Below are 18,646 nucleotides of genomic sequence, written 5' to 3'. Positions count from 1 at the left end.
GAAATACCATTCAATTTGAGTCTTTTTATCTTATAAAGTTGCTTTTCCGACTGCATTCTTCCAAATATTTTTTGTGCTAAAATAACCGCCTTTATTTTTTCTTAGACGATTGTGTTATGTACGCAGTGATTATCGTTGCCGTATTTTTAATCAGCTTCTTATATACCTATTTACGCGGTAAAGAGCGCTTAAAAGCATCTCGACAATTATTTGACCATTCGACATTTTTAGCGCCGATTAACATGTTTATGACGGGCTTTTCCAAATTGCCGAACCAACCTTTCTTTGATGTGGCGCAGTTCCCTGAACTCAAACCACTGCAAGATAACTGGCAGGTGATTCGCGAGGAAGCCATTCAGCTACAGAACCAGATTAAAGCCTCTGAAAAGAATAATGATGCGGGCTTTAACACCTTCTTTAAACGTGGCTGGAAACGCTTTTATCTGAAATGGTATCAAGATAGTCACCCGTCAGCACAACAACTCTGTCCCAAAACCGTAGCACTACTGGAAAGCATTCCCTCAGTGAAAGCAGCAATGTTCACAGAGCTTCCTTCCGGAAGTTATCTGGGTAAACACCGTGATCCTTATGCCGGTTCGGTACGCTACCACCTTGGCTTGGTGACTCCGAATAGCGATGACTGCTTTATTGAAGTCGATCAGGAGCGCTATAGCTGGAGAGATGGTGAAGCTACTGTATTTGACGAAACCTTCGTGCACTGGGCTGAGAATAAGACCGATGAAACGCGCATTATTCTGTTCTGTGATATTGAACGACCAATGAAATGGGGCTGGGCACAAAAGTTCAATCACTGGTTTGGCCGTAATGTCATGTCAGCTGCAAGCTCACCCAATGATGACCAAGACAAGACCGGTTTCATCAACCGTATTTTCAAATATGGCTATGCGGTACATCATTACGGTCGTGGTTTAAAAGAACGTAATCGTCCACTGTACTATGCTTCAAAGTGGTTATTATTTGCGATTATTATTGGCCTGATCCTGCTGCCAAGTTTTCTGTAAACCTATTGTTTTAATTACAAAAAAAGAGATGCGATTGCATCTCTTTTTTTATTCCGAAGCGACTGCTTATTGAATCGCCTGAGCTGTTTGGGTGCCCGCAGTTTGTGCAGCAGCCGCATTCGCCGCCTGAACGGCAGTTTCACCAATTAAAGCAATCTTCGCTTTCTCTTGGCTTTTTGCAGATAATGCCGGGTTTGATGCCACAATACGATTGATGTTGGCAGAGTTCGCTGGTGCAATTGCCGCAGTTTGCAATACGATTGGACGATTACCTGTTTCGCCTAAGGTATAGCGAATACCGGTACGCGGGCTGACGACAGTCGTCACTTCACGCTTGATTTGTGCTTCAGCCGTGTTAGTACCTTTTGCTGCCAATACTTTATCGACAGTGGTTGTTTGTGGAGCTTCAGCTGCAAATGCAAAACCTGACACTGCAGCACTTGCCAAAATTAAAAGTTGTAATGGTTTTTTCATTGTCTTCCCGCTTTTAATGCGAATTCAATCAAGATCTGTAAGTCCAATAATGAAACTACAAAGCTGTCATTGACTCAAGTTATTTATCGTAAAAAAAAGCAGAGTCAATGCTCTGCTTTTTTTATTTTAGTGCAATCTAAAATCCAGCTTTAGATTTTACCGTGACATTGCTTGTATTTTAAGCCTGAGCCACATGGACATGGTGCATTACGGCTTTCCGGTACCGGGAATGGTGCATTGTCGGTAAAGCCTTCAGTTTCTTCAGAAACCGTGACTTCACCGGTTAAGCCGTCGACATCATCATGTTCAAATGAAAGACGCATTGATTCAGCCTGACGTTGTTGCTGTGCTTCAAGCTCCGCCAGTTCTTCAGCTGTCGGTACATGAACCCGAGATAAATCAGTCACCACATCAGACTTGATAATCCCCAGCATATTCACGAATAAATTGAAGGCTTCTTTCTTGTACTCTTGCTCAGGGTTCTTTTGTGCATAACCACGTAAATGAATCCCTTGACGCAAGTAATCCATCGCTGCCAAATGATCTTTCCAATGACGATCCAGTGAATTCAACATGAAGTGACGTTCCAGCATAGCTGCGGATTCATCTCCCATTTGCTCACGGCGTTGGCGATAACGAGCGACGACTTCATCCGCAATACGCTCAATCAGGCCTTCTTCATCTAAACGGCGGTCTTGGTCTAACCATTGTTGTACCGGTAACTCAATCCCCAGATCAGACTGTAACGCACCTTCCAGACCTTCAATATCCCACTGGTCATGAATTGACTCTGGTGGAATAAAATTGGCAATTAAACCTTTCACCACTTCGTGATGCATTTCTTCGATATAGTCTTGTAGCGTACTTTCTGCCAGAACTTCATCACGTTGCGAATAAATGATCTTACGTTGTTCGTTGTTCACATCATCGTACTTCAACAGGTTCTTACGAATATCGAAGTTACGTGCCTCAACTTTACGCTGAGCATTTTCAATCGAACGACTGACCATTTTATGCTCAATCGCTTCGCTTTCTTGCAAGCCCATGGCACGCATCATGGCAACTACACGGTCACCCGCGAAGATACGCATCAAATCATCTTCAAGCGACAGATAGAAACGTGATACACCCGGGTCACCTTGACGACCTGCACGACCACGCAACTGGTTATCAATACGACGTGATTCATGACGCTCAGAACCAATGATATGCAGACCACCAGAACTTAACACGTCTTCGTGATCTTTTTCCCATTGTGCCTGTAAACGCGCCTCATCTTCAGGGGTCGCATTTTCAATTTTGGCAAGCTTGGCTTTCCAGTTACCACCCAGCAAAATATCGGTACCACGGCCCGCCATGTTGGTTGCGATCGTCACCGCATTCGGACTACCTGCTTGCGCAATAATATCGGCTTCACGCTCATGCTGTTTCGCATTCAGTACTTCGTGATGAATACCCGCCTGTAATAACTTGGCAGATAAAATTTCACTGGCTTCAATCGTCGCGGTACCGATCAGGATCGGTGCAACGCCCTGCTGACGAATCTTGGTAATTTCTTCAATAATCGCGGTATATTTACCATTACGGTTTAAATAGATTAAATCGTTATGATCGACACGGACCATTGGACGGTGCGTTGGAATAATCACCACATCCAGACCATAGATTTCTTTCATTTCCGCAGCTTCAGTATCGGCAGTACCGGTCATACCTGACAGCTTTTTATATAGACGGAAATAGTTCTGGAAAGTTGTGGTTGCCAATGTCTGGTTTTCGGGTTGAATTTCCATGTTTTCTTTGGCTTCAACCGCTTGATGCAAACCTTCTGACCAACGACGACCCGGCATGGTACGACCCGTGCTCTCATCGACAATAATCACTTCTTCTTTTTGCGTCTGCGGATTGATACCGATAATGTAATGTACATTCTTCTGGTACAAATAGTGCGCACGGATTGCAGCAGTCACATGGTGAACCAGATTCAGGTTGGTTGCTGAATACAGGCTTTCACCTTCTGCCAACAGCCCCATTTCAATCAGTTTCTGTTCAACCGTTTCATAACCGATTTCAGTCATTTCTACTGAACGCTGCTTTTCATCCACCCAGAAATGTCCACCATCTGCCACTTTTTCTTCTTTCTGTGGACGTAATGTTGGCGGAATACTGTTGATCAGCTGGTATAACTGAGATGAGTCTTCGCTTTGACCAGAAATGATCAATGGTGTACGCGCCTCATCAATCAGGATCGAATCGACCTCATCGATGATGGCATAGCTTAAGCCGCGTTGTTTTTTCTCTTGTAAAGAGAACACCATGTTGTCGCGCAGATAATCGAAACCAAATTCATTGTTGGTTCCGTAAGTAATATCGGCAGTATAGGCTTGTGCCTTTTCATCAGGCATCTGCATGGAGTAAATCACACCAATGCTCAAGCCTAAAAATTCGAATAAAGGACGGTTTAACTCGGCATCACGCTGCGCCAAGTAATCATTTACAGTAATGACGTGAACGCCTTGACCACTCAATGCATTGAGATAACACGCCAAAGTACCCATCAGGGTTTTACCTTCACCGGTACGCATCTCGGCAATTTTACCTTCGTGCAAGGTAATACCACCAATTAACTGCACATCGTAGTGACGCATGCCCATGACACGTTTTGCCGCTTCACGGCAGACAGCAAACGCTTCTGGCAATAATTTATCTAAACTTTCGCCATTACTAAAACGTTGTTTGAATTCTGGAGTTTTTGCAGAGAGGTCTGCATCGTTAAGAGCAGATATCGTCGGTTCAAGCGCATTAATTTGTTCAACAATTTTACGCATGCGTTTGAGCTCACGCTCATTTTTTGTACCGAAGATACCTCCGATCAGACTTGCCAACATGAATAAACTCTCTAATCCTGTTTGTTATAAGGTTCGTCAATAACAACAAACCCTAGGTCGGTTAATTTTTTCTTCGCTGTTATTATGGAGTCAGAAATAAGAACTACAAGTGCTTTGCATCCAAACAGGTAAAAAAATCTGCGAGGCGATTCTGACATCACACCAGTAAAGATGCGTTAATGTAGCAAATTTGCCTTCAACTTACATCGACCTGAATGTGAATTTCCGATCATTTTTTAACAAGATCCCTAAGAGATATCTCAAAAGTTCATAACAAAATACAAAAACAATAATTTTATTTATAAAGTGAATGTTGCATATTGAATAAAGAAACAACATAGAAAAAAGTATAGAGGACTGATCATGACATTACGTTTAGGCGATATCGCACCAAATTTCCAGCAAGAGTCAAGCGAAGGAAATATTGATTTTTATGACTTTTTAGGCAATAGCTGGGGTATTCTGTTTTCCCATCCAGCGGATTATACGCCGGTCTGTACCACTGAACTGGGTTATACCGCCAAACTGAAAGATGAATTTGACAAGCGTGGTGTTAAAGCCATTGCCCTTTCGGTGGATGATGTGGAATCACATAAAGGCTGGATTCAGGATATTAACGAAACCCAGAATACCACGGTGAATTTTCCCATCATTGCAGATAAAGACCGAAAAGTATCTGAACTTTATGGATTTATTCATCCTAATGCCAGTGAAACCCTAACCGTTCGCTCATTGGTCATTATTGATCCGAATAAAAAAGTGCGTTTGATCATTACCTATCCGGCATCAACAGGCCGTAATTTTAATGAAGTATTGCGCGTGGTCGACTCACTGCAACTTACCGACAACCATAAAGTCGCGACACCAGCAAACTGGCAACAAGGCGAAGATGTGGTGATTGTGCCGTCATTAAAGGATGAGGAAGAAATCAAACAGCGCTTCCCGAAAGGCTATAAAGCCGTCAAACCGTATTTAAGACTCACGCCCCAGCCTGAACAAGATTAAAGCGAAAGCTTTAATCGCAGTGCAAGACAAACGAAGTGCGTAGCCATAAAGACGAGCAACGCTCGTTCCTGAGAAGCGATTAAAGCTTCACAAGAAGGTGAACAGCTACGCTGTGAGTAAAAGATTAAAGCGAAAGCTTTAACCGCAGTACAAGACAAAATATCAAGCCTATCGCATCGATAGGCTTTTTTTCCGCCTGTTTCAAATTTGTTTTGGTATTTCTGAATCGATACGTTATAAAAATAATTCGATCCGGAACACAATAAAAATCATCATGATCTATAACATCCATCACCTGCATTGTGGCAGCTTCTGCCCTGTCTGCGCGCCTTTATTTGGACAAAAAGGCTGGAAAGCCCATCTGGTGTGTCATTGTTTATTAATTGAAACTGATCGGGGATTGGTACTGGTTGATACAGGCTTAGGCCTGCAAGACTATTTACATACCGAACAGCGCCTTGGCAGTTTGCTGACACAATTTGGTTCTATCGTGCCGAACTTGAAGCTCAGTGCCATTCAACAGATTCAGCAACTCGGCTTTAGTCCCAACGATGTAAAACATATTTTTGTGAGTCATCTGGATTTTGACCATGCTGGCGGCATCTCTGATTTTCCCCATGCAACCGTGTATGTGCTGGCCTCTGAATTTAATGCAACCCAGACTTTATCTGGCAAAGGCAAACTACGTTATAAAACCGCGCAGTTTAAACAGCATCGACATTGGAGCTTTGCAGAACATAGCGATGGTGAAGAATGGTTTAATCTCCAGCGTGTAAAAGGCCTCCCGTTGTTTCAGGATGAAATTCTAATGGTGCCGTTGCTCGGACATACACTTGGACATACAGGTATTGCAATTAAAAAGCAGGATGGCTGGATTCTATTCTGTGGTGATGCTTATTTTTCCCATTTAGAACTCAATCCGAAACATAAACTGAGAGCACTCGATCTTACCGAGCGCTTATTGGCAGAGGATAACCAGCAGCGTGTGCATAACCTGAAACGCTTACAATATCTGGCTCAACATGAGCCCAAGGTTGAGTTAATTTGTGCGCACGATCCCGTTGAATTCAATCGCTACCAAGCTATCTTATGAAAAAAACTCTCATTGCCCTGACACTTATTTCGACCCTTGGCATGGGCGGCTGTATGCAACATCCGAGTCTGGATGATGCACAACGCCCTAAACACTGGGGAACGCTGATCTCGCATACCCATAATTTTTATCAGATCAGCAGTGATGTGTTTCGTAGCGAACAGCCGAGCAATCAATTAATTCCAAGCTTAAAACAGTACAATATTGATACGGTGATCAACCTTCGTGCACGCAATGACGATGCCAAGGTACTCAAGGACCAGCCCTTTAATCTGGTGCATATCCCGATTTATACCTGGGCGATCAATCGCAATGATTTATTGCAAGCAATGCGTGCCATTCAAACGGCCAAACAGAACAATCAAAAAGTCTTGATTCATTGCTATCATGGTTCAGACCGTACAGGCGCAACCATCGCCATGTATCGCATTATTTTTGAACACTGGTCAATTGAAGATGCGGTGCAAGAAATGAAACAAGGCGGCTATGGTTTTCATGTGATCTGGAAAAATATCGATCATTTGCTTCGCCCTGAAAATGTAAAATGGATTCAACAGCAACTGTTGAATCCATCTTCCTAACATTCAATCAAAAGAATTTCATTTAACGCTGATCGAGTGGAACCCAATCGATTACCCAAGCGGATTTCATATTCAGGCTTTCATCTGAGGTGATCTTTTTACGGGTGGTATCCGCAGTATCACGGTCTTTGGCTGGGCCAACCATGATCCGGATCCCTTTAGATGTCGGGCTGGTCATCACCTTATAACCTTTGGCACGCAATTTCGATACCACGGCATCGGCATTGGCCTGATTGGCAGCCAGTGCCACTTGTACCATCCATTTCTTGTCGCCATTTTCCATCAGGTCACGGGCTTTTTCAGCTTCGGCTTTCTTGTCTGCTTCGGCCTTGCGCTTGTCTTCCGCAGCTTTCTTGTCTGCTTCGGCTTTACGCTTATCTTCAGCGGCTTTCTTATCTGCCTCGGCCTTACGTTTATCATCAGCAGCTTTCTTATCTGCTTCAGCTTTACGTTTATCTTCGGCAGCTTTTTTATCCGCTTCAGCTTTACGCTTGTCTTCCGCAGCTTTCTTGTCTGCTTCAGCTTTACGCTTGTCTTCTGCCGCTTTTCGATCAGCCTCAGCTTTCTTTGCGGCTTCCGCTTTACGTTTATCTTCCGCTAGCTTCTTTTCAGCATCTGACTTTTGTTGAACACTTTTTGACTGCTCAGCCTTAAGCTGTTCTGCTCGCTTCTTTTCATCCGCTTTGCGTTTGTCTTCAGCCAGTCGTTTTGCCTTGGCTTTTTCATCTTCAACCAGTTCAGGCGGAATATTATCCGAACTTTCCTGTGCCGCAGCACGGCGTGCATTGATTGCTGCATATTCTTCCGCCGCTTTACGGGCTGCTGCTGCTTCTGCTTGCTGCTGCATCTTTAAGAATTCTGCTGCACGCGCTTCTTGTTCAGCAACCGCTTTTTCACGAGAGCGACGTTGTTCTTCAAGCAAACGTTTTTCTGTTTCAACATCAACCGCTAAAGGTTGCAATGAAACCATTTCACTCTCTTGTGCAGGTTGAGCGGTTTTTGGCTTAGACGCTGTTTTGGGAATAGGATGAGTAACGGTAGCTTGCGTATGATCTTGCTCTATTTCTTCATTACCTTTAAGAAGCAGTGCGGCCAATAAAACACCACCTCCTAATAGAACAACGCCACCCATCCAACGTTGTTTGTTATTCATCGACATTCTTCTAAATACTCCCAGATCGCCTCTAAAGTATGAAACGAACCACAGACTAAAATCAGCTGATTGTTATTACCTTGTTTCAGCACAGTTTCAAACGCTTGCTGGATACTGCCGAACTCATGGACCTGTTGACCTTGCAATGCGTCTTGAATCTGTTGCACTGGTGCGGCTCTAGGCACATCTAAATTAGCAATAAACCAATCTTTTACTGTTGTTTTTAGTAAATCAGTGACAGATGGAATGTCTTTATCTGCCAACATTGAAAATACTGCAACAACTTCTGTGTACTGTTTATTGTATTTTAGGAATTTTCGCAACTGCTTCAATAAAAATTCGACACCATGGGCATTGTGGCCAGCATCAAAAATAACCGTTCTATCCTGAATTTTCCTGATTTCAAAACGGCCTTGTAGACGCGCCTGCTGAATACCCGTTGCGATGGCTTGTTGTGAAATGTCTATTCCACTCACCAATACAGCAGCAACCGCAGTCGAAATATTATCCAAAGCCAGCTGACCAACAGGAAGCTTTAAAGTGGTGCCAGAAGATGCAAATGACCATGTTTGTCCATTTTCATCCAGCTGATAGAAATAATCTTGGTTGAGTGTATATAACCGGGCTTGTGTTTCAGCCACTTTATCTTGAATGGCTTGTGGCAATTGTTGTTGCCCAGCAAAAATGACTGGAATATTCGGGCGAATAATCCCTGCTTTCTCGAAAGCAATTTTTTCGACCGTATCGCCGAGCCAGTCGACATGGTCTAAACCAATATTGGTAATCACAGCAATGTCTGGATCAATCACATTGACTACATCAAGACGACCACCCAGACCGACTTCAAGTACCCAAACATCACATTGCTGCTGTTTAAAAATGACAAAAGCAGCCAAAGTGGTTGCTTCAAAAAAGGAAAGACTTAATCCACATTCACGGCGAGCCTGATCAACCTGTACAAAAGCCTCCACCAGACGCTGATCATCTACCTCGGCACCCGCCAGTTTTACGCGTTCATTAAAACGGTAAATATGCGGTGACTGATATAGGCCTACCTTATAACCCTGTGCATTTAAAATTGCAGCTAAAGTTGTCGTGGTCGAGCCTTTACCATTGGTGCCTGCGACGGTAAATACTTTTGCCTCAGGTTGCATCACTCCCAGCTTTTCAGCCACAGGAATAACGCGTTCTAAACCTAAATCAATGCCTGTAACATGAACATGGCTCCAATAATCGAGCCATGTTGTTAATGTATCCGTTGAATGTGGAGCGTGCGGTTTCAAGGTAAGTTCATCAGTTTTGCAACAAGTCTGTATACAGTATCACGTAATGCATGACGATGAACAATTTGATCGACCACACCATGATCAAGCAAATATTCTGCACGCTGGAACGGTTCTTCCAGTTTCTCTCGTACGGTTTGTTCAATCACACGCTTACCGGCAAAGCCAATCATCGCCTTCGGTTCAGCGATATGCACATCACCCAGCATCGCCAATGAAGCCGTTACACCACCATAAACCGGATGAGTTAACACCACTACATAAGGCACACGTGCTTCTTTCATTTTCTGGATGGCTGCTGCAGTACGCGCCATTTGCATCAAGGACAACATACCTTCCTGCATACGTGCACCGCCAGAAGCAGCAAAACAGATCATCGGCTGGTGTAAAGCAATGGCACGTTCAGCCGCTTGTACAAAACGGTCGCCCACAACCGTACCCATTGAACCGCCCATGAAATCAAAATCAAAAGCACAGGCAACAAGGTCTAAACCTTTAAGCGAACCTTGCATCACCACAAGTGCTTCAGTCTCACCGGTTTTATCTTGGGCTTCACGCATACGATCTGGATAAGGTTTGCTGTCCACAAACTTTAATGGGTCTTTGGCATTAAATTCCTGACCCAATTCGCCATTGACCTGATCAAAGAACCAGTTCAGTCGATCACGCGCACGCATACGCAGATGCTCATCACACTGAGGACACACATAGGCATTAAATGACATGGCAGTACGTGTCACCAGTGCATGGCACTCAGGACATTCAATCGTAGGCTCAGTAAAGGTCGCTTTAAACGTTTGCTGTTGATCTGCCACCTGAATACCAGGAACATGACGCTCAGTCCAAGGGGTTGAAGGGTTAAGAACCTTCCCTGATGTTAACTCTTGACTCATACTAACTCATCGAGCGCAGCTCGAAGCTCCTTCACTTTATTCACCGTCTGTTGCGCAGCTTGATCTGCTGGCAATGTCGCAAAAGATTTAACGAAAGCACTTCCCACAATCACGGCATCGGCAACCTGACCCATCGCTTTTGCAGACGCCGCATCACTAATTCCAAAACCAACACCGACAGGTATACTGGTTTTAGATTTAATTTTTGCAATACGCGCTGCTGCTTCAGCAGTATCTAGGGTTGCTGCACCAGTCACACCTTTGAGTGACACGTAGTAGACAAAACCACTTGCCTGATTGACCACATGTTGAATACGCTGGTCGGTTGAAGTTGGCGCGAGCAAAAAGATCTGATCCATTCCATTTTGTTTAAGAACTTCACCTAATTGCTGAGATGCTTCAGGTGGTAAGTCCACCAGAAGTACGCCATCAACACCACAGTCTTTCGCATAAGTCACAAACTTTTCATAACCAATCACTTCAACAGGATTTAAATAGCCCATTAAAACAACTGGTGTCGTTTGATCTTTTTCGCGAAAAGCTTTCACCATATCCAATGCATCTAAAGTATTGGTTCCACCTGCCAGAGCACGCTCAGCTGCCAAAGCAATTACAGGACCATCTGCCATCGGGTCAGAGAACGGAAGACCCAGTTCAATAACATCAACCCCTGCCTCAACCATTTGATGAAGCAATGGAACAGTGACTTGTGGATGCGGGTCACCTGCCATTACATAAGAAACAAGCGCTTTACGTTGCTGAGATTTAAGCTGTTCAAAACGAGTGGCAAGACGTGACATAGGATTATGCTTTCCTGATTTATATAAATTAAGGAGTTGTTTGTGGTCATTTAAAAACACTGCATTGTAACGCTATTTTTTGCTCATTGAACAGAGTTTGACGTGAATGCAACTGCGAATCCTGAGACTTACAACTCCCCTGCTACATTTATCTATATTTTGAGTTTTTTCTCAATGATCAAAGATTCCTAATTTCAGGCTGATCGCTTAGCATTTTAGAATTTCGCCAAGCTCCTTTATACTAGCCGCAATTTTTAAGTTTCCTTTTTATTTTATGTCTGCCCACTCTCCCGAAAAAGTACAAAGCAATGCCCTTGCTTTGCTGCCGCTATTGGTATTTTTGATCATCTTTCTTGGGAGTGGTCTTTATCATTCAATGATCGGAACTGAATTCGCCTTTTATCAGATTAAAGCGCCTGTGGCTGCAATACCTGCGGTGATTCTCGCCCTTTTACTGTATAAACAGAAACTCAATACAGCGATTGAAGAATTCCTGCAAGGTGCCAGTCACCCGAATCTGATTCTGATGTTTATGGTGTTTATGCTAGCAGGTGCTTTTGCCAGTGTTTCCAGTGCCATTGGCAGCGTCGATGCGACCGTACAGTTAGGGCTTTCGCTTATTTCGCCAGAATTTGTCTTACCCATGCTGTTTATCATTGCCGCCTTTATTGCTACGGCCATGGGCACCTCGATGGGCACCATTGCAGCCTGTGCGCCTATTGCGTTTGGTTTTGCTCAAGCCACTGATATTGCGCCTGTCTATGCCATTGGTGCGGTAGTTGGTGGCGCCATGTTTGGCGATAATTTATCGATGATCTCGGATACCACCATTGCAGCAACCCGTAGCCAGAATGTTGAACTCAGAGATAAATTTCGGGTCAATGTCTGGATTGCACTTCCCGCTGCCATCATCACCTTAATGGTTTATATTTCCATGAGCCATCAGGCAGAAGCCATTCAATCCAAGCCTTATGATCTCTGGCTGATTCTGCCTTATCTGACGGTGTTCTTTCTTGCTTTTACCCGCCTCCATGTCTTGGCAGTGCTGATGATTGGCGTGATTTTATCGGGTCTGATGGGGCTGCTTGAAAAACCGGATTTTGATGTACTCAAGTTGAACAGTGCGATTTATGACGGCTTTGTCAGCATGTTTGAAGTGGCATTACTTTCCATGTTGCTGGGTGGATTATCGACATTGATGCAAAAAGAAGGCGGATTGCAGTGGCTGATTCAACGCATCTATGCCATTACCCGCCTATTTAAATTCGGTAAACAACGTGCAGGTGAATTAGGGATTAGCTTTCTGGTGGTCTTCTCGAATCTATTTGTTGCCAATAACACGGTTGCGATTATTTTATCGGGCGATATGGCCCGTGAAGTGGCAAGAGAATATGGCGTAGACCCTAAACGGAGTGCGGCTTTACTGGATATTTTCTCGTGTGTGATTCAAGGGATTATCCCCTACGGCGCGCAGTTACTACTTGCCTGTTCGATTGCCAAACTTTCTCCGGTTGAATTGATTGGCAATATCTACTATTGCTGGATTCTTGCGGTTTGTGCTGTGCTTGCCATTGTTTTTAATTATCCACGTTTAAAAAAATCATAGAAGATTTGAATTACTACTCAAATCCCACTCTCAATAACGCTTCAGTTGAGACAAGAATCTACTATCGTGGTAGGCGACATGGATGTCGACCGTTGGACTAGCCTTGCGCTGCATTTCAAAGCAGTGCTTTAAAATTTGCTCAGGACGTACCGTCAGTCCAACAGAGGATTTTTGTTACTTTTCATCCCTGAAAAGTAAGGAAAATATCAAACCCATTTGTTTGTTTATAAATTAAACTATCTTAGCTAAACACTTATTAATTAAAAGTTTGATCTAAAATCTACAGAGATTTTAAAAACTGCTTGGGTGTAACGCCTGTCCAACGCTTAAACGCCCGTCCAAACGCACTCTGATCCGCATAATTTAGCCGTTCCGCAATCTCAGACAAAGACTTACCTTGTTGCAGATACAACTTGCTCTGCTCTAAACGATACTGGTCCAGCACATCCTGAAAATTCAAGTCATAGGCCTTCAACTGACGTTGAAGCGTTCGTTCCGAACAATGCAGACGCTTCGCCACATAGCTTTGCAATACTTCTTCCTGCTGCACTAAGCCCTGTTCAATCAGGCTATGGATTTTCTGTTTAAACTGCTGTTGCTGAACCTCAAACGAGCTGACACTGTTCAATGAATGCTGTGCCTGAGTAGACAAGACCTGATTCAACTGCTGGTCTGCCGCAATACTTTTTGCCTTTAAAACCTGATTGGAAAAGCGGATTGCATATTGACCCTGCTGAATCTGAATCGGACAACCATAGAATTTTTCAAAATGATACAGTGCCGTATGCGGGGCATAACCAAACTGGATCATCTGCGGTGGCACCAAGGCATCTTGCACTATCGATTGCGCGATTTTAAAGATCAAGGCCAGATTCAGCTCATACATTTCCCGATAGTCGCAATAAGATGCGCCCCAGACAATCTGAATATAATCAGGAAACTGCTGGACATCGAGCTGTTCCAGATTGGTTTGTTTAAATACCAGCGAGTAGTATCGTTGCAAGAGTTGGAGTGCCTGCTGGAGATCCATACTGGTTGAGGCCAGATAACCCATCAAGCCCAAATCCTGCAAATTGGCATGTTCAGCCAAAACTAAAGTAATCGGACGGGTGAAGTGTGCCTGAGCAGCCTGTAACAACAATGCATAACGTTCGACATCAAAGTCACGCTCATCCGGATTTTCCAGACAGGCCTGAAAGGCTTGCCAAAGTTCAGGCGCAACAACTTTAGACAAATCAATTTGTTCCTGTTGCAAAACGCGATTCAACAAACGTAAATATCCAATGATTATTTTAACGGACATGGGCCAATCTCATCCTGAGCTGTCGTTATTTGTATAAAAATTGGCTGTAACTGTCAAAACATTTCATCGGACTTTTTTCATACTGGCTACATGAAGAAAAACAAGGAATAGCAAAGATGAATGCACATGTTTCCTATCAAGTTGATCCCGTGGTCAGAACCAAACTGGACTTCCATCTCGAGCAGGCACCCCGCTTCTGGTTCGGTGGCGACCCATTCCGTACCCGTATGTTTGATGCCCTCAGCCTGACCTTCCCCGATGGCGAGCGTTATTTTATTGAATGCGTCCGTTTATTCCGAGACAAAATTGATGATCCAGACTTGCAGGAACGTGTCGCTGATTTTATTCGGCAGGAAGCACAGCATGGTATCGCGCATGACAAAATGAACCAGATCATGAAAGATCAGGGGATGCCTGTAGAGCAGTTCACCACTCGCTTAAAGAAAATCTTTCGCTTTGAACTAAAGAATCGCTCTCCTCAATACAACATTGCCATGACCGCAGCAGCCGAGCATTTAACTGCGCTGATGGCGGATACCTTCTATAGCAAAAAAGAGACGTTGGCCGAAGCTGATCCTTTTGTACGTGCACTTTTTGCTTGGCATGCGATTGAAGAAATGGAACATCGTGATGTGGCATTTGATGTGATGCGAGAAGTTGGTGAAGTGCCTGAAGCAACCCGTCGCTTTGCCTTAGTGTTCACAACTGTCATGATGTTTGGTTTTACTCTATACCGTACTGATGTGATGCTCAAAACCGATGGTTTTAACTTGAGACAACGTTTTGATATGGCACGTAAAGGTTTACCGTGGTTCTTTGGACGTAACGGTATTTTGACTGCAAAAAGAGCACAATATAGCGATTGGTTTAAAAAGGATTTCCATCCAAATCAACATCCTGTTATTCGCCAATACGATGTCTGGATTGATACTTTAGCCAAGACCAATGATCCAATTGCTGCGGGTGAAGCGTTTTGGCAAGCAGGATTATAAATATATCTCGTCCATCCTACTAATATATTTTCTATTCAATATCCCTCGTTCTATTACACATTAATTGGACGAGGTAATAATGTCTAAGTTATGAATTGAAATTATTTAGAATCAAATAAAACAATTTTACTCCAGATTCGCTCTAAAAGAAAATTGCGAGCTTCATCTTCGGAATCAGCAGAGAAAACACAGTATCGTTCGTTATCTAAAAGATTTACTAATGATAAATTAGAGTCACATAACGCCTCTTCTAACTCATTTCTAAGCTTATTCCTATACGCTGGTTTCTGCAAAGAGGTAATCAAAACAACTTCTTCACGTTCCTCGGTTAACCCGACATCTACCGACATAACAGATGCTAATAGATTTCTCAATATTTGGTAATCCATCAGATTTACCTCATTTCATATTTATGCTAAACCACTTAATTTATAATAAACTTATCAAGTTAATGTTTTAAAACCATCTATAATAAATATTTCCTTTATAAATAGAGCTGCTGAAGCATAAAATTATTTTATCAAGCTAACTTGATACTGTTTAAACATCACCACTTCGCGTAATGTTGTTCTAACAAACCATATTGGCTATCTAATGACACTAATTCGACCTGTTCATGCGCAATCGTTCCACTGACTTTGGCTTGCCATTGATTAAACTGGCTACCAATCAAACGCAGATTAATATTTTCAAAACGGCACCAGCCTGTTTCGACCACCAGATTTAAACATCCACCCAAAGAACGGATTGACCAGGTTTTTTCATTTTGCTGTTCAAATAAAACATCTGTCAGCGGATACAAACGGCCATTGACCCACAAGGCATTTTCGTTGCCAAAACTTTCATTGACGCCTGAAGCGAGATTAAGACCAATACGACGGTCCTGCGCATCGCGAAACTGGCAAGATAGCCAGAACCAGGCTGTTTCAGGGCGCAGAAAACCACAGGTATCATCCAAAGCTGCAAGACTATGGGCATTAAATTCAATCTTTTGCTGAGCTGGACTAATGAAAAAGCCCTCAACCGCCAGTGTGGTCTGCTTCTGGGTATAGGTCCAGCCATTAATCCCGGTCGGGCTACATAAACTCAAGGCGTCGGTCCCTGCACAAAAAATCCGTGCTTTTAGCTGGATTTCACCATGTTTGCTGACCTGAATATAACGCACGCCATTGGCATGCTGCATATCGAATTGATAGGCTGATTTTTTGAACGAACTTTGACTAAATAACGGTTGCTCATCGAGCTGTGTTTTGAATGCCAAGGGTTGAATCGCATTCCACTCAATCACCTTTTCAGTCTGGTGATCATAGACATAAAAGAAAGCATGCCCTGCCCAGGATAGATCAACAATCGCCACGCCAATGCTGTAATGTTCATGCTGCAAGCCACAGAATTTAAATTTTTTATATTTCAACTGCTTGCGCCAGCCAGTTAACACCTGTCCATAAGGCGTTTTATAAATATAGTCATCCAGATTAATCCTTGAGGGTACCTGATCAAAACGTCCATAACGTGGCTGACCATTGGTTTGTATCAAATCCATTCTTTCATTCCATGAGTACGGGTTTGCATCTGCTTCAATCATAAAGCTTAAGTGGACAAATTTACTAATCGTTTTATCTATAAAACTGATGACTGCACTGTATTTCTTAGCGCTCAATCCCAGTGCTTGCCAAATGATTCTAGCTCATAATTTCATCAAACATTCATACAGAAGTTTTATTTTTGAAAACAATCTTATACCACCCGATCAAAAACAATGATGACTCAACAATTATTAAAAGCCAAAGTTATCTGTCTGATGATGCTGGCGTTAACGGCCTGTAATGATCATGACGATAATGATGGAATGCCAACGGTTGAACGCAAAAATCAAAATATCAACATTCTTGCGTTCAACGATTTTCACGGTAATCTTGAACCGCCTAAACGCTTTATAGAAGCAGATGATCCAAATGACAGTAGCAAAACGGTACGTATTCCTGTCGGGGGCGTCAGTTATTTTGCCGATGCGATTAAAAAATTACGCGCGCAATATCCAAACAATGCGGTCGTTTCGGCAGGCGACCTGATTAGTGCCTCCCCACTGACCTCATCCCTGTTTCTGGATGAGCCAACCATTGAAGCCATGAATGAGATTCAGATCGATTTCAATGCCGTCGGTAATCATGAATTTGACCGCGGAACCGATGAATTACGTCGCTTGCAGAATGGTGGCTGTCAGCAATATACCAGTACCAAACCCTGCCAGATCAATCCAAAGTTTGAGGGTGCCAAGTTTAACTTTCTGGCCGCCAATGTCTCGATGAAGACTGATCCCAACAAAACCTTATTCCCAGCCTATAAAGTCAAAAGCTATGGTGGCATTCCGGTGGCCTTTATCGGCATGACCCTGAAAGCAACACCAAGTATTGTCTCGGCTGCAGGCATTAAAGACGTTAACTTTCATGATGAAGCCGATACGGTCAATGCCTTGATTCCAGAGTTAAAGAAACAAGGCATTGAAGCAATTGTAGTGGTGGTACATGAAGGCGTCGCACCAAGTACCAAGTTTAATAAGAAAACTTGTGATGGCCTTAGCGGTCCATTACTCGGTATCCTCGATCGCCTAGATCCTGCAGTTGATGTGGTAGTGTCTGGACATACCCATCAATCCTATATTTGTGATTACTCGACCAAGAATCCGCAAAAACCGTTCCTGCTTACCTCTGCCGGACAATACGGTACGGCCATTACCAATATTCAATTAGAACTGGATGGCAAAACAGGTGATGTGATTAAGAAGGATGCCAAACAGGTTCCGATTCAAAGTGAAGCCTATACCTCTGGTACAACCACAGTAAACTTGACGGATCTATACCAAAAGTTTAATAAAACCCCAAGTATTGAAGCCATTCTGGATAAATATCGTCAAGCCGTCACCACCATTTCAGCCCGTGTCGTTGGTACGGCAGATGGCGTGATTAATCGTAATGCCACTGAAAGTGGTGAAAGTGCTTTAGGTAATTTAATTGCCGATGCCCAACAGGCCATGGCACTCACTGCAAGCAATCAAGGCTCTGACTTTACCCTGATGAATCCAGGGGGTGTACGTTCCGATTTACAGGTCAATAGCAGCAATCAGATCACCTTTGGTGATGTCTTTACCGTGCAGCCATTTGGCAACTCGATTGTGACATTAAGTCTGACAGGCAAACAGATTCGTGATGTACTAGAACAGCAATGGTCAGGTGCAAATGCAGCCACAGTACGTATCTTGCAGCCATCCAAAGAGTTCAGTTACACCTATAAGAAAGACAACTCGGCTTCACCACGCGCGAGCAATATCTTGGTTGCAGGACAAGCGCTGGATGATAGCAAGGTTTACCGTGTGACCGTAAACAGCTTCCTTGCCGATGGTGGTGACAACTTTACCGTCTTAAAACAAGGTAAAAATCCTGTCGGTGGCGGACAAGATATTGACGCCCTAGAACAATATGTGGCTCAGCATTCTCCTCTGACAGCACCCAAAACCGATCGAATCAAAGTCACTCCTTAATCAGATCCTAAATAAAAA

16 protein-coding genes are annotated in these 18,646 nt (G+C 43.4%); 7 read left to right on the top strand and 9 right to left on the bottom strand.

Features of this window, described 5'->3' with window-relative positions:
- The first annotated feature begins 116 nt into the window (after positions 1–116).
- Positions 117–1,022, top strand: coding sequence for a lipid A hydroxylase LpxO (lpxO, locus tag ACNQO6_RS04860; protein ID WP_005226913.1), 906 nt, complete (start codon positions 117–119; stop codon positions 1,020–1,022).
- A gap of 66 nt (positions 1,023–1,088) precedes the next feature.
- Here the strand turns inward: lpxO and ACNQO6_RS04855 are convergent, their stop codons facing one another.
- Positions 1,089–1,496 (bottom strand): hypothetical protein, encoded by a 408-nt coding sequence (locus tag ACNQO6_RS04855; RefSeq protein WP_262769294.1) that lies wholly within the window; start codon positions 1,494–1,496, stop codon positions 1,089–1,091.
- A gap of 149 nt (positions 1,497–1,645) precedes the next feature.
- The gene (gene secA / locus ACNQO6_RS04850; protein WP_262769296.1) at positions 1,646–4,381 is read right to left on the bottom strand and encodes a preprotein translocase subunit SecA; all 2,736 of its coding nucleotides are present in this window, start codon (positions 4,379–4,381) and stop codon (positions 1,646–1,648) included.
- A gap of 363 nt (positions 4,382–4,744) precedes the next feature.
- Between secA and ACNQO6_RS04845 the strand changes: the two genes are divergently transcribed.
- From ACNQO6_RS04845 to ACNQO6_RS04835, 3 genes are all read left to right on the top strand, one after another.
- On the top strand, positions 4,745–5,386 hold the full coding sequence (locus ACNQO6_RS04845) for a peroxiredoxin (protein WP_159414320.1): 642 nt from the start codon (positions 4,745–4,747) through the stop codon (positions 5,384–5,386).
- 274 nt (positions 5,387–5,660) lie between these two features.
- On the top strand, positions 5,661–6,479 hold the full coding sequence (locus ACNQO6_RS04840) for an MBL fold metallo-hydrolase (RefSeq protein WP_440208258.1): 819 nt from the start codon (positions 5,661–5,663) through the stop codon (positions 6,477–6,479).
- Positions 6,476–7,060: a dual specificity protein phosphatase family protein gene (locus ACNQO6_RS04835; protein ID WP_440208257.1), complete on the top strand. Its 585-nt coding sequence runs from the start codon at positions 6,476–6,478 to the stop codon at positions 7,058–7,060. Before ACNQO6_RS04840 ends, ACNQO6_RS04835 begins: the two co-directional genes overlap by 4 nt.
- A 22-nt stretch (positions 7,061–7,082) precedes the next feature.
- Here ACNQO6_RS04835 and ACNQO6_RS04830 read toward each other — a convergent pair whose 3' ends face one another.
- Genes ACNQO6_RS04830 through trpA form a run of 4 tightly spaced genes read right to left on the bottom strand, consistent with a single transcriptional unit; the run spans position 7,083 to position 11,189 of the window.
- On the bottom strand, positions 7,083–8,219 hold the full coding sequence (locus tag ACNQO6_RS04830) for an SPOR domain-containing protein (RefSeq protein ID WP_440208256.1): 1,137 nt from the start codon (positions 8,217–8,219) through the stop codon (positions 7,083–7,085).
- Complete coding sequence (gene folC / locus ACNQO6_RS04825; RefSeq protein WP_440208255.1) at positions 8,210–9,496, bottom strand: bifunctional tetrahydrofolate synthase/dihydrofolate synthase; 1,287 nt, start codon at positions 9,494–9,496, stop codon at positions 8,210–8,212. Before folC ends, ACNQO6_RS04830 begins: the two co-directional genes overlap by 10 nt.
- The gene (gene accD, locus ACNQO6_RS04820) at positions 9,493–10,389 is read right to left on the bottom strand and encodes an acetyl-CoA carboxylase, carboxyltransferase subunit beta (RefSeq protein ID WP_004775442.1); all 897 of its coding nucleotides are present in this window, start codon (positions 10,387–10,389) and stop codon (positions 9,493–9,495) included. Before accD ends, folC begins: the two co-directional genes overlap by 4 nt.
- Positions 10,386–11,189, bottom strand: a complete 804-nt coding sequence (trpA, locus tag ACNQO6_RS04815; protein ID WP_440208254.1) for a tryptophan synthase subunit alpha — start codon at positions 11,187–11,189, stop codon at positions 10,386–10,388. The genes accD and trpA overlap by 4 nt, the downstream gene beginning before the upstream one ends.
- A 274-nt stretch (positions 11,190–11,463) precedes the next feature.
- Here trpA and ACNQO6_RS04810 point away from each other — a divergent pair, with 274 nt between their 5' ends.
- A complete protein-coding gene (locus tag ACNQO6_RS04810; protein WP_440208253.1) occupies positions 11,464–12,795 on the top strand; it encodes a Na+/H+ antiporter NhaC family protein in 1,332 nt (443 codons plus the stop codon).
- Between the two features lie 280 nt (positions 12,796–13,075).
- On the opposite strand, the gene ACNQO6_RS04805 is transcribed toward ACNQO6_RS04810, so the two are convergent.
- Complete coding sequence (locus ACNQO6_RS04805) at positions 13,076–14,098, bottom strand: helix-turn-helix domain-containing protein (RefSeq protein ID WP_440208252.1); 1,023 nt, start codon at positions 14,096–14,098, stop codon at positions 13,076–13,078.
- Positions 14,099–14,214: 116 nt separating this feature from the next.
- Between ACNQO6_RS04805 and ACNQO6_RS04800 the strand changes: the two genes are divergently transcribed.
- On the top strand, positions 14,215–15,090 hold the full coding sequence (locus tag ACNQO6_RS04800) for a metal-dependent hydrolase (protein ID WP_004775447.1): 876 nt from the start codon (positions 14,215–14,217) through the stop codon (positions 15,088–15,090).
- A gap of 101 nt (positions 15,091–15,191) precedes the next feature.
- On the opposite strand, the gene ACNQO6_RS04795 is transcribed toward ACNQO6_RS04800, so the two are convergent.
- Together ACNQO6_RS04795 and ACNQO6_RS04790 are read right to left on the bottom strand one after the other, a co-directional pair.
- Positions 15,192–15,479 carry a hypothetical protein gene (locus ACNQO6_RS04795; protein ID WP_032881470.1) on the bottom strand — a complete coding sequence of 96 codons (288 nt, stop codon included), beginning with the start codon at positions 15,477–15,479 and terminating at the stop codon, positions 15,192–15,194.
- Positions 15,480–15,637: 158 nt separating this feature from the next.
- Positions 15,638–16,633 carry a DUF2804 domain-containing protein gene (locus ACNQO6_RS04790; protein WP_440208251.1) on the bottom strand — a complete coding sequence of 332 codons (996 nt, stop codon included), beginning with the start codon at positions 16,631–16,633 and terminating at the stop codon, positions 15,638–15,640.
- A gap of 216 nt (positions 16,634–16,849) precedes the next feature.
- Here ACNQO6_RS04790 and ACNQO6_RS04785 point away from each other — a divergent pair, with 216 nt between their 5' ends.
- Positions 16,850–18,628: a bifunctional metallophosphatase/5'-nucleotidase gene (locus ACNQO6_RS04785; protein ID WP_440208250.1), complete on the top strand. Its 1,779-nt coding sequence runs from the start codon at positions 16,850–16,852 to the stop codon at positions 18,626–18,628.
- Positions 18,629–18,646 lie beyond the last annotated feature (18 nt).

The sequence above is a fragment of the Acinetobacter calcoaceticus genome (genome assembly GCF_051947995.1).
Classification (GTDB): Bacteria; Pseudomonadota; Gammaproteobacteria; order Pseudomonadales; family Moraxellaceae; genus Acinetobacter.
The sequence above is the reverse complement of the archived record's forward strand: the minus strand, read 5'-3'. Positions and strand labels throughout refer to the sequence as shown.